A 15,355-nucleotide genomic window follows, 5' to 3' on the forward strand; every position below is an offset into this window, starting at 1 on the left:
GCACCGCGGCCTTGCCCTTGATCTGGGCGGCCAGGTTGAAGTTCTCGTTGATGGTGTTATCGCCCATCACGGCGACAGCGGTGAAATTGGGGGCGGCTTTGCCGACGAGTACGGTCATGGGGAGTCTCCTTGAAGTGTGGATATTGGACGGTTGGGCGAGCCTTGAAAAGTATATTCCTCTACTAAACATGTCGTCTATTGACGGTGGAGCGAATTGCATCGCAACAGCTCGGCTTGATGCCAAACTGGCGGCCGTGGTTCACGGTGTTTCGGGCCTCATCTCGTGCTAAAATCCAAGACTTTATGTCGTGGTAAAAACACAGGAATTTATGGATCAGTTCGCCAAGGAAACCCTCCCCGTAAGCCTCGAAGAAGAGATGCGCCGCTCCTACCTGGATTACGCGATGAGCGTGATTGTCGGGCGTGCGCTGCCGGATGTGCGGGACGGCCTGAAACCCGTCCACCGCCGCGTGCTGTACGCGATGCACGAGCTGTCCAACGACTGGAATCGGCCTTACAAGAAGTCGGCACGTATCGTCGGCGATGTCATCGGTAAATACCACCCGCACGGCGATACCGCGGTATACGACACCATCGTGCGCATGGCGCAGGATTTTTCGCTGCGCTACATGCTGGTCGACGGGCAGGGCAACTTCGGCTCGGTGGACGGCGATAATGCGGCGGCGATGCGTTACACCGAAATCCGCATGGCGCGCATCGCGCACGAACTGCTGGCCGATCTGGATCGCGAAACCGTCGATTTCGGCCCCAATTACGACGGTTCCGAGAACGAGCCGCTGGTTCTGCCGGCGAAGATTCCCAACCTGCTGATCAACGGTTCCTCCGGTATCGCAGTCGGCATGGCGACCAATATCCCGCCGCATAACCTGAACGAAGTGGTGGATGCCTGTCTGGCGCTGCTGAAAGATCCGGACCTGGGCGTGGAAGATCTCATCGACATCGTTCCGGCACCGGATTTCCCCACCGCCGGCATCATCTACGGCACGGTCGGTGTCAGGGAAGGTTACCGCACCGGGCGCGGCCGCTGCGTGATGCGCGCGCGCACCCATTTCGAGGACATCGGCAAGGGCGAACGCCAGGCGATCATCGTCGACGAGCTGCCGTACCAGGTCAACAAGAAGACGCTGATCGAAAAAATCGCCGAGTTGGTCAACGACAAGAAGATCGAGGGCATTTCCGATCTGCGCGACGAGTCGGACAAATCCGGCATGCGCATGGTGATCGAGTTGAAGCGCGGCGAAGTGCCGGAAGTGGTGCTGAACAATCTGTATAAGCAGACGCAGCTGCAGGATACCTTCGGCATGAACATGGTGGCGCTGGTCGACGGCCAGCCGCGCCTGCTTAACCTGAAACAGATGCTGGAAGCCTTCCTGCGCCATCGCCGCGAAGTGGTGACACGCCGCACGGTGTTCGAGCTGAAGAAAGCGCGCGACCGCGGCCATATCCTGGAAGGCCTGGCGGTGGCGCTGTCCAATGTGGACGAGATCATCGCGCTGATCAAGGCTGCGCCGACGCCCGCCGTCGCCAAGCAGGGCTTGATGGCGCGCGAATGGCGTTCGCCGCTGGTGGAAGAAATGCTGTCGCGCGCCGAGGCCAGCGATGCGTTCCGTCCCGAAGGGCTATTGCCTGAGTTCGGCCTGCAGCAGACCGGTTACCGGCTTTCCGACGTGCAGGCGCAGGCGATCCTGGAATTGCGGTTGCAACGCCTGACCGGCCTGGAGCAGGACAAGATCGTCAACGAGTACAAGGAAATCATCGACACCATCGCCGACTTGCTGGATATTTTGGCGAAGCCGGAGCGCGTGACCGAAATTATCGTGACCGAACTGGCCGCGATCAAGCAGCAGTTCGGCGACAAGCGCCGCAGCGAGATCGTGCACAATGCCCAGGATTTGAGCCTGGAAGATCTGATCACGCCGCAGGACGTGGTGGTGACGCTGTCGCACACCGGCTATGTGAAATCGCAGCCGCTGGACGAATACCGTGCGCAACGCCGCGGCGGTCGCGGCAAGCAGGCGGCGGCGACCAAGGAAGACGATTTCATCGACAAGATGTTCGTCGCCAACACCCATGACCACATCCTGTGCTTCTCCAGCCGCGGCCGCGTGTACTGGCTCAAGGTGTACGAGGTGCCGCAGGGCAGCCGCATCAGCCGCGGCAAGCCCATCGTCAATCTGTTCCCGCTGGAAGACGGCGAGAAAATCAACGCCATCCTGTCGGTCAAGGAGTTCGACGAGAACCATTTCATCTTCATGGCGACCGCGCAGGGCACGGTGAAAAAGACCGCGCTCACCGAATTCTCCAACCCGCGCCGCGCCGGTATCATCGCCATCAACCTGGACGAGGGCGACTACCTGATCGGCGCCGAAGTGACCAACGGCGCCAATGACATCGTGCTGGTGTCGGACGGCGGCAAGGCAGTATGGTTCGACGAGGAGGATGTGCGCCCCATGGGCCGCGCCACGCGCGGCGTGCGCGGCATGAAGCTGCAGGCCAGGCAGCAGGTGTTGTCGGTGCTGATCGCCGAAGACGACAAGCAGACCGTGCTGGTGGCAACCGAAAACGGTTACGGCAAGCGCACCGTGCTGGCCGACTTCCGTCATTCGGGCCGAGGCACGCAGGGCGTGATCGCCATTGCCACCAGTGCGCGCAACGGCAAGGTGGTGGCCGCCAAGCTGGTGAACGACGAAGACGAAATCATGCTGATCACCACGGGCGGCGTGCTGATCCGCACCCGCGTCAAGGAAATCCGCGAGCTTGGCCGCGCCACGCAGGGGGTCACGCTGATCAACCTGGGCGAAGGCGAGAAACTTTCCGGGCTGGAAAAAGTGGTCGAGTCGGACGACGAAGAGTAATTTGGGGGACAAGCTTATGACGCAGATTTACAATTTCTCCGCCGGCCCGGCGGTGCTGCCGAAAGAGGTACTGCTACAAGCTCAGGCCGAAATGCCGGACTGGCACGGCTCCGGCATGTCGGTGATGGAGATGAGCCATCGCGGCAAGGAATTCATGTCCATCGCCGCCGGGGCCGAGGCCGATCTGCGCGAACTGATGGGCATTCCCGCCAATTACAAGGTGTTGTTCCTGCAGGGCGGGGCGTCTATGCAGTTCTCGATGATTCCGATGAATTTGCTGCGCGGCAAGAACAAGGCGGATTACCTCAATACCGGCGAATGGTCGAAGAAAGCTATTCAAGAAGCGCAGAAATACTGCAAGGTGAATGTCGTCGCATCCTCGGCCGACAGGAACTTCAGTTATGCGCCGATGCAGGATCAGTGGCAGCTCGACCCCGAGGCGGCCTACGTGCACCACACTTCCAACGAAACCATAGGTGGCGTCGAGATGTTCTGGACGCCGCAAACCGGCGACGTGCCGCTGGTGGCGGATATGTCGTCGCATATCCTGTCGCGGCCGGTCGATGTGTCGAAATTCGGCCTGATTTATGCGGGCGCGCAGAAGAACATCGGGCCTGCTGGTTTAACGATCGTCATCGTGCGCAAAGACCTGATCGGCGAAACGCTGCCCGGCACGCCTACCATGCTCGATTACAAGATTCACGCCGACAACGATTCCATGTACAACACGCCGCCCACCTACGGCATGTACATCGCCGGGCTTGTGTTCAAGCTGCTGAAAGCCAAGGGCGGCCTGGCGGCAATGGAAAAGATCAATATCCGCAAGGCCAATCTGTTGTACGATTATTTCGACGCCACGGATTTTTATAGTTGCCCTACCGCGCGCGAGAACCGTTCACGCATGAACATCCCGTTCACGCTCAAGAACCCCGCGCTGGACGACGAGTTCCTGAAGCAGGCGCAGAGCCGCGGCCTGCTGCAGTTGAAGGGCCACCGTTCGGTCGGCGGCATGCGGGCGTCGATCTACAATGCAATGCCGGAAGAGGGCGTTGCAACGCTGGTGGCTTTCCTGAAGGAATTCGAAAAGAACAATACCTAATCCGGCCGCCGGTAGGGGGGAGTGTCATGATCAAGCGCATTCTGATCCTCAACAAGATTTCAGCGCACGGACTGAAACGCCTGCCTGCGGAATATTACGAAACCGGTAGTGACGTGACCGAGCCCGACGCCATTCTGGTGCGCTCGGCCAGGATGCAGGACATGGTGATCCCTGCAAGCGTTCAGGCCATCGGCCGGGCCGGGGTCGGTACCAATAATATCCCGGTGGCCGAAATGAGCAAACGCGGCATTCCGGTATTCAATGCGCCCGGTGCCAACGCCAATGCGGTTAATGAGCTGGTGCTCGCCGGCATGCTGATGGCGGCGCGCAACATCGGTCCGGCGATGCGGTTTGTGGAAGGGCTGCAAGGCGCTGATGACGCACTTGCGCAACAGGTGGAAGAAAGCAAGAAGCATTTCGCCGGTGTCGAACTCCCGGGACGCACGCTGGGCATCGTCGGCTTGGGCGCGGTGGGAGGCCAGGTCGCGGATACCGCGCTGAAGCTGGGGATGAAGGTGCTGGGATTCGATCCCGGCATTACCGTCGATGCGGCATGGCGGTTGTCTTCCGAAGTACGGCGCGCGGCCACGGTGGGGGATGTGTTCAGGCACAGCGACTTCATTACGCTGCATGTGCCTTTGATCGATGCGACGCGCCGGCTGGTCAATGCCGAACGTGTCGAACTGATGAAGCACGGCGCAGTGCTGCTCAATTTTGCGAGGGAAGGCATCATCGACGAGCAGGCGGTGCTGGATGGCCTGAACAGCAAGAAACTGAAGGCTTATATCTGCGATTTTCCGACCCGGCGTCTGAAAGAGCATCCCGGTGTAATAGCGCTGCCGCATCTGGGTGCATCGACGACGGAAGCCGAGGATAATTGCGCGGTGATGGTGGTGGATCAGCTCAGGGATTTCCTGGAAAACGGCAATATCGTCAATGCGGTCAATTTCCCCAACGTGCAGATGGGCCGCGAATCGTCGTTCCGGCTGGGAATAGCCAATGCCAATGTGCCGAACATGCTGGGGCAGATTTCCGGCGCGATGGCGGCGGCGGGGCTCAATATCAGCAATATGCTCAACAAGTCGCGCGGTAAAATGGCTTATACCCTGGTCGACCTGGATAGCGCGGTACCCGACGCCGTGGTCGAAAAAATCCGCGGCATTAAAGGCGTCCTCAATGTGCGCGCCTTGCCTCTGGCGGAATGATTACGTTTAGAATTGGCGGGCTGCCCCCACAAATAAAGGACTGCGATCTTGTCTGACGAACTGAAAAAGTGCCGCGAAAAAATCGATGCGATCGACGACCGGATGCTCAAGCTGGTCAGCGAGCGGGCGGCGCTGGCGCATACGATAGGCAGCCTGAAGAACGGCGGGCCGATTTACCGGCCGGAGCGCGAGGCGCAAGTGCTGCGCCGCCTGCTGGCACAGAATCCCGGCCCGCTGTCGGATGAGGCGGTGACCGCGATCTTCCGCACTGTGATGTCGAATTGCCGGGCGCTGGAAAAAGAGCTTTGCGTCGCTTTCCTCGGTCCGCTGGGGACCTATAGCGAAGAAGCCGCCAGCAAGCAGTTCGGCGGCCTGTCCAACCCGGTGCAGTGTGCTTCCATCGATGAGGTGTTCCGCGCGGTGGAGGCGGGCAAGGCGGATTACGGCGTGGTGCCGGTAGAGAATTCCACCGAGGGCGCGATCGGCCGCACGCTGGATTTGCTATTGCAAAGTGCGCTCAATATTTGCGGTGAGATCGAACTGCCGGTGCATCACAATCTGCTGTCCAGACAAACCGATAGATATTCCATCCGCAAGGTATATTCCCACGCGCAATCGCTGGCGCAATGCCACGAATGGCTGAACCAGAACCTGGCGGGTGTCGAGCGCGAAGCGGTGGCCAGTAATTCCGAAGCGGCACGCCTGGCGGCCGAAAACGAGGGGGTTGCGGCAATCGCCAGCCGGCGCGCCGGCGAACTGTTCGGCCTCAGCCTGCTTGCGGAAAGCATAGAGGACGACCCGCGCAATACCACGCGTTTTCTGGTGCTGGCCACGCATGACGTGGCAGCCTCGGGACGCGACAAAACCTCGCTGGCGATGGCGACGCGCAATGTGCCCGGCGCCGTTGTCAAATTGCTCGCGCCGCTGGCCGAAAATGGCGTCAGCATGACCAAGCTGGAATCGCGGCCTTCTTATACCGGGCTGTGGGAGTATGTATTCTTTGTCGACATCGAAGGCCATCGCAACGACGGGAAGGTCGCACGCGCACTGGCCGAACTGGAAAAACACGCGGCATTCATCAAGGTGCTGGGGTCGTATCCAATAGCGGTAATCTGACGGCCGCCACTTGGCGGCATCGATATTGACACTTCACTTTACTCAAGTAGAATCACCCTTTTACTGAACAGGGCAAACTTGCTGAAAAGCAAGGGCGCAAAGTCACCGGTCTAAAGAGATATTCTCCATGACGGCGGGACCGCCAGTACGTATGTCTGCGGCTATCATGGCCGCGCACTGCGGCGGACCGTCGCCATTCACTCCGGTGACAAGCTAGCGTCCGCGATCGGCAGTAGACATGAACATTATTCTCGGTTCCATCATCGTCGTCGTAGGCGTTTTGGGCGGCTACTCCATGGAGGAAGGCCGCATCGCGGCGTTATACCAGCCCGCGGAACTGGTCATCATCGGCGGAGCCGGTTTCGGCGCCTTCCTTATATCCAATCCGCGCAGAATACTGAAGAAGTGCCTGCTCGCCGCAGGCAGGATACTGCGCGGCTCGCAATACACCAAGGAGTTTTATGCGGAAACGCTGGCCTTGTTGTATGCAATCCTGATGAAAATTCGCAAAGAAGGGATGATAGGAATAGAGCCCGATATCGACGCCCCTTATAACAGTCCCATTTTCGAAAAATTTCCCAAGGTACTGGCGGATAAGCGCACTGTCGAATTTATTTGTGATTATTTCCTGATCATGGTCAGCGGCAACATGAATGCCTATGAAATCGAGAATCTGATCGATATCGATCTGGAATCGGCGGCCCATTCGGCAAACAAGCCTGTTGAAGCGTTGACGTATCTCGCGGAGTCGCTGCCGGCGTTCGGGATCGTTGCCGCCGTTATGGGTGTCGTGATCACGATGGCGTCGATAGGCGGTCCGCAGGATGAGCTTGGGCACAAGATTGCCGCCGCGCTGGTGGGCACCTTTCTCGGCATTTTGCTGGCATATGGTTTCCTGGGCCCCGCTTCCAAGCTGTTGCAGAATATTGCGGAAGACGAGGAGCAATTTTTTACCTGTATCAAGACCGGCATTATTGCGCATCTGAACGGTTATCCGGTGAGGATGGTCATTGAATTCGCCCGCGTATCGATTTCACCGGATATCCGGCCGGCTTCCGCCGAATTGGATAAATATGTGCAATCTTTTTCAAAGAAAAACTGACGCAATGATTGCGCGCAATATCCAGCGCAAGCTTTCTCATTTAAAATCGCAGAATTAATGCTTGCTGATTGCCGGGTTCGTGTCCGGCAATCAATTCATTTTGCGTAAGTCATCAGGAAACCCTCGTGAAAACTTTGTCTGAACTCGCGCCTGAGTATGTGCGGGCGATCGCTCCCTATCAACCGGGGAAACCGATTTCCGAACTGGCGCGCGAGATGGGGCTGGATGAAGGCGATATCGTCAAGCTGGCATCCAACGAGAACCCGCTCGGCGTGAGCCCGAAGGCATTGGCTGCGATGCGCGATTCGTTGCAGGATATAGCCCGCTATCCCGACGGCAACGGCTTCGTATTGAAGGACGCAATCAGCCGTAAATTCGGTATTGATCCTGCCCGGATCGTGCTCGGGAACGGCTCCAACGATGTACTCGAACTCGCAGCACGCGCCTTTCTGAAGCCCGGCTCGGAAGTCGTATTTTCACGGCATTCTTTTGCGGTTTATCCGCTGGTGACAAAAGCGATAGGAGCCACGGGCGTGGCGGTGCGGGCGAAGAGTTTTGGCCACGACCTGGCCGCCATGCGTGAGGCGATAACGCCGAAGACGCGCATGGTCTATATCGGTAATCCCAACAACCCTACCGGTACCTTGCTGGGCAAGGATGAATTGCATGCTTTCATGCTCGGCATCCCGGACCATGTGCTGGTGGTTCTGGACGAAGCTTACGATGAATACCTCCCGGATCACCTGAAATCGGAAGCAATCGGCTGGCTGAAGGAGTTCGGCAATCTGGTCGTTACACGCACGCTGTCCAAGGCTTACGGGCTGGCGGGTTTGCGCGTCGGTTTTTCGCTGGCGCATGCCGAGGTGGCCGATATGATCAATCGCGTGCGCCAGCCTTTCAATGTGAACAACGTCGCGCTCGCAGCTGCGGCGGCGGCGTTGCATGACGACGAGTTCGTGCGCCGCAGCCGCGAGCTGAATGACGCCGGAATGCGTCAAATCACGGCCGGATTGTCCAGTATGGGGCTGGAATTCATCCCTTCGTTCGGCAATTTCGTCTGTTTCCGGGTCGACAATGCCCCTGCGGTTTACCAGCGCCTGTTACAGAAGGGCGTCATCATACGGCCGGTGACTAACTACGAGTTGCCGGATTATTTGCGTGTCAGCATCGGTTTGGAAAGCGAGATCGCCCGTTTTCTGAGCGCACTGGAAGAGGTCCTGCACGCTTCATGAGGGACTACCTGGGCTGATAGCCGCGCAAACCGGCGAGATAAATCTCGATCAGGCTGGCGGCCTCGTCTCCCAGGGAAAAAGACTCGGGATGCAGTATCCAGTTTGAAATCAGGCCGTCGATCAGCGCGTGCATGCCGATGGCTGCGCTGCGGGGGTTGATGCCGGCCGGAAGCAGGCCCTGTTCCATGGCCGCGCGTATGCGCTGTTCTATTCGATCCAGACATCCGGCCCAGCTTTCCATGTGGCGCTCGCGCGCCACGGCCATTTCATCCACCAGTTCGCATTTGTGGTTGACGATATCGAACACCCGGCGCGTCTGGACGTCGGTTGCCACGCGGATAAGCACACTGATCGCTGCGCTGCGCAAAAAAGCGAGCGGGTCGTCCAACTGTTCCGCATTTAATTTGTCTACCATCTCGTCTATCGGCAATTTCACCCGTTCCAGCATCGCATGGAACAGATCGGCCTTGTTCTTGAAATGCCAATAGATGGCCCCGCGGGTAACGCCGGCGGACGTGGCGATCTCCGCGAGCGACGTGCGCGCCACGCCTTTTTCATTGAATACGGTCTCGGCGGCATCAAGCAATTGATGGCGCGTTATTTCCGCGTTTTCTTTGGTGCGTCTAACCATAATTTGAGAATTACTTTACATACATGCATGAATGTATGTAACATTAGCAAAAGTTGATTATATAAGCAAGAAAATTAAGGGATTGATTATGTCATACGCTGGATTGAATATTTCGCGTCGGGAGACGCTCCAGGTGATCGCCGTGGCCTTGCTGGCCGTCGGCCTCGCGGCATGCAAGGCGAAGAGCGATAGCGCGGGAGCACATCCCGGCGGTATGGGCGGCAAGCCGGTAGCGGAGGTTGCCGCATTGACGGTGCAGCCACAAATCGTGCCGGTGACGCTGGAATATACCGGCCAGATCGCCGGTGTGCGTGACATCGAAGTGCGCGCTCGTGTCACCGGTATCCTGATCAAGCGTAATTATGTGGAAGGTGCGCGGGTCAAGGCCGGCCAGTCGATGTTCACCATCGACCCCGCGCCGTTCCAGGCCGCACTGGCCCGGGCGGAAGCCGATCTTGCCAGCGCGGAAGCCCGCCAGGCAAAGGCCGAACGCGATTCCGCGCGGCTCAAGCCTTTGATCGAGGCGCATGCGATTGCGCAGAAAGATTACGACGATGCAGTTTCCGCAATGCAGATCGCTGCGGCGGATGTGAAATCCTTTAGAACCCGCGTTACCGAAGCCCGCCTGAACCTGTCCTACACTCGTGTCGAGGCACCGATTTCCGGCATTGCCGGGCGTTTGCAGGCAACCGAGGGCAGCCTGGTTTCCGGTCCCAACGTGCTGTTGACTACCGTCACCCAGCTGGATCCCATCTACGCCAGTTTCGGCATTTCCGACAATGAGCGTTTGCGGCTGGACAGCGATGCTGCGGCCGGACGTCTGGCCCTGCCCAAGGATGGGAAGTTCGATGTTGCGGTCAAATTGGCCGACGGCAGCACTTATGACAAACAAGGCAAGATGAATTTTTCCGACATCCGCATCAGCACCGCCACCGGCACCAGCGAAGCGCGTGCCGAATTGCCTAATTCCAGGGGCTTGCTGCGCCCCGGGCAGTTCGTGCGCGTAGCGCTGACCGGCGCCAAGCGTACCAACGCCATCCTGGTACCGCAGCGCGCGGTGCTGGAAGGGCCGCAAGGCAAATTCGTGTTCGTGGCCGGCAAGGACGATAAGGCGGAGATCCACCCGGTGGAAGTCGGCGAATGGACCGGCGAATCGTGGGTGATCAATAAAGGCTTGCAGGCCGGCGACCGCGTCATTGTGGATGGCGTGGTCAAGATCGGCCCCGGAGCGCCGGTGAAGGTAGTCGATGTCAACGCCCAACAAGCCCCGTCCACGACGGCTGCCGTCGCCAAGCACTAGGAACCATCATTTCATGATCTCGAAATTTTTTATCGACCGCCCTATTTTTGCGGCCGTGCTCTCCATTTTCATCGTCATCGCCGGCCTGGCGTCGATGAAAGTGTTGCCTATCGCGCAATATCCCGAAATCGCCCCGCCGGTCGTCACCGTCCAGGCGGTGTATCCGGGCGCCTCTGCCGAGGTGCTGGAGCAGACCGTGGCGGCACCGCTGGAGTCGCAGATCAACGGCGTGGAGCACATGATGTACATGAGTTCCACCGCGGCCTCCAACGGCGTGGTGGAAATCCAGGTCACCTTCGAGATCGGCGCCGATGCCGACCAGGCCGCGCTCAACGTCAACAATCGCGTCAAACAGGCCGAGGCGCGCCTGCCGGAAGAAGTGCGCCGCCAGGGCGTGACGGTGAACAAAGGCTCGTCCTCCTTCCTGCAGGTGATTGCCTTTTCCTCGCCGGACGGCCGTTACGACAACCTGTTCACCAGCAACTACGTCACGTTGAACGTGCTGGATCGCATCAAGCGCATTCCGGGTACGACCAATGTGCAGATTTTCGGCGCCAAGGATTATGCGATGCGTATCTGGCTTAAGCCGGAGCGCATGACCAACCTGGGTGTTTCAGTTGGTGAGGTGGTGGCTGCGATCCGCGGCCAGAACGCGCAATTCGCGCCCGGCAAGATTGGCCAGCCGCCCACCGCAAGCGGCCAGGAACTGGTCTACACCGTTTCTGCGCAAGGACGGCTGAGCGATCCCAAGCAGTTCGAGCAGATCATCGTGCGCTCGGACAACAAGGGTTCGCAGATACGCCTGGCGGATATCGCCCGCGTGGAACTGGGCTCCAAGGATTACGATTTTATCGGCCGCGTCAACGGCAAACCCGCCACGCTGATGGGCATATTCCTGCAACCGGGCGCCAATGCGCTGGGCGTGGCGGAAGAAGTCAATAAAACGGTGGCGGAACTCGCCAAAAGCTTTCCGGCCGGGCTGCAGCATACCGTGGTGTACGACACCACGCTGTTCGTCGATGTTTCCATCCATGAAGTCGTCAAAACCCTGATGGAGGCCATGGTGCTGGTGTTTCTGGTGGTGCTGCTGTTCCTGCAGAACTTCCGCGCGACATTGATTCCGACGCTGGCGGTGCCGGTGTCGCTGATCGGCACCTTTGCCGGCTTGCACGTCCTCGGCTACTCGATCAATACGCTGACGCTGTTCGGCATGGTGCTGTCCATCGGTATCGTGGTGGACGACGCCATCGTGGTGCTGGAGAACGCCGAGCGCCTGATGCACGAGCACGGCATGAACCCGCGGGAGGCGGCCATCGAGGCCATGCGCGAGGTGACCAGCCCGATCATCGCGATCATGCTGGTGCTGACGGCGGTGTTCGTGCCGATCGCCTTCATGGGCGGCCTGGCAGGCGAGCTCTACCGCCAGTTCGCGATCACCATCTCGATCTCCGTGATGATCTCGGCCGTGGTGGCGCTGACGCTGACGCCGGCCCTGTGCGCCCTTATCCTCAAGCCGGAACACAAGCAGGTGGGTCCGTTCTTCCGCATGTTCAACCGCTTTTTTGGCTGGGTGACCGGCCGCTATACCGCGGGGGTTGGCTGGATGCTGAAGCGCAGCGTGATCGGCGTGTTGTTGTTTGCCGGCATGGTGGTGGTGACCGTACAGTTGTGGCGCACCACGCCGACTTCGCTGGTGCCCGGCGAAGACCAGGGCTATTTCATCAGCGCGGCCTTCCTGCCCGACGGCGCCAGCCTCGAGCGTACCGACCGCGTAGTGAACAAGGTGACCGATACCATCCTCGCCAATCCCAACAACCTGTATGCGATCGCATTCACGGGGCGGGATTTCCTGGGGGGGTCGTTCAAGAACAGTGCTGCGACGATTTTCGTGCGCCAACAACCCTGGGAAGAGCGCAAGGTTCCCAGCGCTGCATTGGTGGGCGACCTGTTTGCAAAGACCGCCGGCATCAAGGAGGCGCTGGTGCTGGCCTTCAATCCGCCGGCGATTTTCGGCCTGGGCAATACCGGCGGCTTCGAGGTCAATATCCAGAACAAGGGGGAGGGTGGCGCCAAGCGGCTCAACGAAGTGGCGCAGCAGTTTATTGCCAAGGCCTCCAAGGACCCTTCGCTCGCTTTCGTACAAACCCTGTGGCGGGCCAATGCGCCGCAGCTTTACGTGGACGTCGACCGCAGCCGTGCAGCCGCTCTCAACGTGAGTCTGCAGGATATCTTCGACACGTTGTCGGCGACGCTGGGCACGTTTTACGTCAACGATTTCAACAAGTATGGCCGTACCTGGCAGGTGCTGATGTCCGCCGACCAGCAATATCGCCGCAAACCGGAAGATATTTCCGCGCTGTATGTGCGTTCCGCCAGCGGAAAAATGGTGCCGATTTCGGCGGTGGCAACCATCAGGTATGACGCCGGCCCGGATACGCTGACCCGCTTCAACAATCTGCCGTCGGTGAAGCTGCTCGGCAGTGCCGCGCCCGGAGTAAGTTCCGGCGAGGCCATCGCCAGCGTGGAAAAATTGATGAAGGAAGTGCTGCCATCGGACTTCAGCTATGAATGGAGCGGCGCTTCCTATCAGGAAAAGCGCTCCGGCGGGGCGTCCAATGTCGCGCTGGTACTGGCGGCGGTGATGATGTTCTTCATCTTGGCCGCGCTCTACGAGCATTGGCTGCTGCCATTCTCGGTGCTGCTGGCGCTGCCGTTCGGCGTGTTCGGGGCATTGGCTATCGTCTGGGTGCGCAACCTGGCGTTCTCCATCCTGTTCCCGGGTGTGCCAATCCCGCCGCTGACCAACGACGTGTATTTCCAGATCGGGTTGGTGACCTTGCTGGGGCTGGCCGCGAAGAACGCGATCCTGATCGTGGAGTTCGCGATCATGAAACAGAAGGAAGACGGCATGAGTATCGTCGATGCGGTGCTGGAGGCGGCGCGGCTGCGTTTTCGTCCCATCCTGATGACCTCGCTGGCCTTCATCCTGGGCGTGATGCCGCTGGCGTTCTCTACCGGTGCCGGTGCCGGCGCGCGGCAATCGGTGGGTACGGGTGTCATGGGCGGCATGATGGCGGCGACCTTCCTCGCCATTTTCTTCGTCCCGCTGCTTTTCAAGCTGCTGGATGTACAGCACGATCATGAGCCGCGCCCCGAGAAATATGGTAAAGCTGGCAATACCAAGGAAACGACGCATGAATAACACCAAACTCGCCACGCTCGGCGCCATCCTGATGTTGGCGGGGTGTGCCAACCTGAACCTGTTTCCGCCGTTCCAGAAACCGGCGGTGGAAACGCCGGCGGCCTGGCCCGGTTTGCCGGCCAATGCCAAGGCATACGACAACGCCCAATGGTGGAAGGTATACGGCGATGTGACGTTGAACCAACTGGTCGAGGAGGCGCTCTCGCATAACGAGGATATTGTCATCGCTTCGGCGCGCATCGATGAGGCACGGGCGCAGCTTACCCTGGCCGACGCGGAGACGGACCCTACCCTTACTGCTACGTTTACGCCGTCGTACTCGCGCAGCACGCAGCGCGGCACCAACCCGCTGCCGCCGAGTTTCCGCGCCAGATCGCGCGACTACATGGCGCGTATCAACGCTTCCTACGAAATCGACCTGTGGGGCAAGCTGCGCGGCGCGACCGCGGCGGCTCGCGCCAACCTGCTGGCGACCGAAGCGGCCCGCGACACGGTACGCAATAGCCTGACGGCGCAAGTCGCACAGGGTTATTTCGCCTTGCTGGCGCTGGATGCACAGATCGAGACCACCCGCCGTACGCAGGAGACTCGCCAGGCCGCGCTCAAACTGCAGCAATTGCGCATGCAGAGTGGCGTATCGTCCGAATTCGAAGTGCGCCAGGTGGAAGCCGACCTGGCTACGGTTCAGGCACAGACTCCGGCGCTGGAACGCAACCGCACGCAGCAGCAGAATGCGCTGGCGATATTGCTGGGCCGTTCCCCGCGCGAGGTAGTGCAAGGCAAGGTGGTCAGAGGCTCGCCGGCAGCCCCGGCCGAACCGGTGGTGCCGGCGGGCCTGCCGTCCGAGCTGCTGCTGCGCCGCCCCGACCTGCGGGAAGCCGAGCAGCGCCTGATCGCGGCCAATGCCAATATCGGCGTGGCGCGCGCGGCCTATTACCCGTCGATTACGCTGACCGGCTATTTCGGCGGCGAAAGCAACTCCCTGGCTGACCTGTTCGTCGGCCCGGCGCGCATTTTCCGCTTTGCCGGCGAATTGCTGCAGCCGATTTTCAACGGCAAACGCATAGGCGCTTCCGTAGATGTCGCCAAGGCCAGCGAGCAGCAGGTGCTGGCGCAGTACCGGCAGGCCATCGCCAGCGCTTTCCGCGACGTGCAGGATGCACTGGCGGCGCAGCAATCGGCGCGTGAAGTCCTGGTGGCCGAGCATGCGCACGTCGATGCATTGCAGAAGGGGCTGACTCTGGCCAAGCTGCGCTATGAAAACGGCATCTCCAGCCAATTGGACCTGCTGGATGCCGAGCGCAACCTGCTGCAAGCGCAACTGAACCTGACGGAAGCCGAACGCGCGCAGCGTGCCGCAGTTGCGGACCTGTTCAAGGCGATGGGCGGAGGATGGAATAGCGAGCAAGAGGCCAAAAGCTCTTAGAGTACCTAACAAAATGAGTTTTGGTATTTTTTGAGGAATCTCCAGCAGATGAGGGCACATCCGATCTTGAGGAAAGCCTCGTGAATACTGGCAAGGCGTTCGTAGCGCACACGCAGGCGGCGGAACTGGTGCAGCCAGGCGATAGTGCGCTCCACGATCCAGCGGG

Annotated in this window: 11 protein-coding genes and 1 riboswitch; of the genes, 9 read left to right on the forward strand and 2 right to left on the reverse strand. The window is 59.7% G+C overall.

The annotated features are described in order from the left end of the window. Positions 1 to 329: 329 nt before the first annotated feature. The 6 genes from gyrA (at position 330) to hisC (ending at position 8,630) form a co-directional block, all read left to right on the forward strand. The gene (gyrA, locus tag VGK14_RS13795) at positions 330 to 2,876 is read left to right on the forward strand and encodes a DNA gyrase subunit A (RefSeq protein WP_331509672.1); all 2,547 of its coding nucleotides are present in this window, start codon (positions 330 to 332) and stop codon (positions 2,874 to 2,876) included. A 16-nt stretch (positions 2,877 to 2,892) separates the two neighbouring features. Beyond that, a complete protein-coding gene (gene serC / locus VGK14_RS13800; protein WP_331509673.1) occupies positions 2,893 to 3,975 on the forward strand; it encodes a 3-phosphoserine/phosphohydroxythreonine transaminase in 1,083 nt (360 codons plus the stop codon). Positions 3,976 to 4,001: 26 nt separating this feature from the next. Continuing rightward, on the forward strand, positions 4,002 to 5,180 hold the full coding sequence (locus VGK14_RS13805; RefSeq protein WP_331509674.1) for a phosphoglycerate dehydrogenase: 1,179 nt from the start codon (positions 4,002 to 4,004) through the stop codon (positions 5,178 to 5,180). 48 nt (positions 5,181 to 5,228) lie between these two features. Further along, positions 5,229 to 6,296, forward strand: a complete 1,068-nt coding sequence (gene pheA / locus VGK14_RS13810) for a prephenate dehydratase (protein WP_331509675.1) — start codon at positions 5,229 to 5,231, stop codon at positions 6,294 to 6,296. A 61-nt stretch (positions 6,297 to 6,357) separates the two neighbouring features. Continuing rightward, positions 6,358 to 6,443: riboswitch (cyclic di-GMP riboswitch) on the forward strand. A gap of 91 nt (positions 6,444 to 6,534) precedes the next feature. Further along, positions 6,535 to 7,398: a flagellar motor stator protein MotA gene (motA, locus tag VGK14_RS13815; RefSeq protein ID WP_331509676.1), complete on the forward strand. Its 864-nt coding sequence runs from the start codon at positions 6,535 to 6,537 to the stop codon at positions 7,396 to 7,398. Positions 7,399 to 7,523: 125 nt separating this feature from the next. Further along, positions 7,524 to 8,630 (forward strand): histidinol-phosphate transaminase, encoded by a 1,107-nt coding sequence (gene hisC / locus VGK14_RS13820; RefSeq protein WP_331509677.1) that lies wholly within the window; start codon positions 7,524 to 7,526, stop codon positions 8,628 to 8,630. Positions 8,631 to 8,634: 4 nt separating this feature from the next. Here hisC and VGK14_RS13825 read toward each other — a convergent pair whose 3' ends face one another. After that, positions 8,635 to 9,261 (reverse strand): TetR family transcriptional regulator, encoded by a 627-nt coding sequence (locus VGK14_RS13825; protein ID WP_331509678.1) that lies wholly within the window; start codon positions 9,259 to 9,261, stop codon positions 8,635 to 8,637. A gap of 88 nt (positions 9,262 to 9,349) precedes the next feature. On the opposite strand from VGK14_RS13825, the gene VGK14_RS13830 reads away from it, so the two are divergent. Genes VGK14_RS13830 through VGK14_RS13840 form a run of 3 tightly spaced genes read left to right on the forward strand, consistent with a single transcriptional unit; the run spans position 9,350 to position 15,189 of the window. After that, positions 9,350 to 10,561: an efflux RND transporter periplasmic adaptor subunit gene (locus VGK14_RS13830; protein ID WP_331509679.1), complete on the forward strand. Its 1,212-nt coding sequence runs from the start codon at positions 9,350 to 9,352 to the stop codon at positions 10,559 to 10,561. A gap of 13 nt (positions 10,562 to 10,574) precedes the next feature. Then, the gene (locus VGK14_RS13835; protein ID WP_331509680.1) at positions 10,575 to 13,763 is read left to right on the forward strand and encodes a multidrug efflux RND transporter permease subunit; all 3,189 of its coding nucleotides are present in this window, start codon (positions 10,575 to 10,577) and stop codon (positions 13,761 to 13,763) included. Then, the gene (locus tag VGK14_RS13840; protein WP_331509681.1) at positions 13,756 to 15,189 is read left to right on the forward strand and encodes an efflux transporter outer membrane subunit; all 1,434 of its coding nucleotides are present in this window, start codon (positions 13,756 to 13,758) and stop codon (positions 15,187 to 15,189) included. The genes VGK14_RS13835 and VGK14_RS13840 overlap by 8 nt, the downstream gene beginning before the upstream one ends. Before the next feature lie 5 nt (positions 15,190 to 15,194). On the opposite strand, the gene VGK14_RS13845 is transcribed toward VGK14_RS13840, so the two are convergent. Further along, positions 15,195 to 15,355, reverse strand: a 161-nt coding sequence (locus VGK14_RS13845) for a transposase (RefSeq protein ID WP_331509682.1), incomplete at its 5' end; no start/stop codon positions are given.

The organism is Novimethylophilus sp. (assembly GCF_036504375.1).
GTDB lineage: Bacteria > Pseudomonadota > Gammaproteobacteria > Burkholderiales > Methylophilaceae > Novimethylophilus.

What these genes read in the sequence shown, in the direction of transcription:
- VGK14_RS13825 (WP_331509678.1), bottom strand. Translation starts at nt 9,261, where the DNA reads ATGGTTAGACGCACCAAAGAAAACGCGGAAATAACGCGCCATCAATTG.
- motA (WP_331509676.1), top strand. Translation starts at nt 6,535, where the DNA reads ATGAACATTATTCTCGGTTCCATCATCGTCGTCGTAGGCGTTTTGGGC.
- gyrA (WP_331509672.1), top strand. Translation starts at nt 330, where the DNA reads ATGGATCAGTTCGCCAAGGAAACCCTCCCCGTAAGCCTCGAAGAAGAG.
- VGK14_RS13830 (WP_331509679.1), top strand. Translation starts at nt 9,350, where the DNA reads ATGTCATACGCTGGATTGAATATTTCGCGTCGGGAGACGCTCCAGGTG.
- VGK14_RS13805 (WP_331509674.1), top strand. Translation starts at nt 4,002, where the DNA reads ATGATCAAGCGCATTCTGATCCTCAACAAGATTTCAGCGCACGGACTG.
- VGK14_RS13835 (WP_331509680.1), top strand. Translation starts at nt 10,575, where the DNA reads ATGATCTCGAAATTTTTTATCGACCGCCCTATTTTTGCGGCCGTGCTC.
- serC (WP_331509673.1), top strand. Translation starts at nt 2,893, where the DNA reads ATGACGCAGATTTACAATTTCTCCGCCGGCCCGGCGGTGCTGCCGAAA.
- VGK14_RS13840 (WP_331509681.1), top strand. Translation starts at nt 13,756, where the DNA reads ATGAATAACACCAAACTCGCCACGCTCGGCGCCATCCTGATGTTGGCG.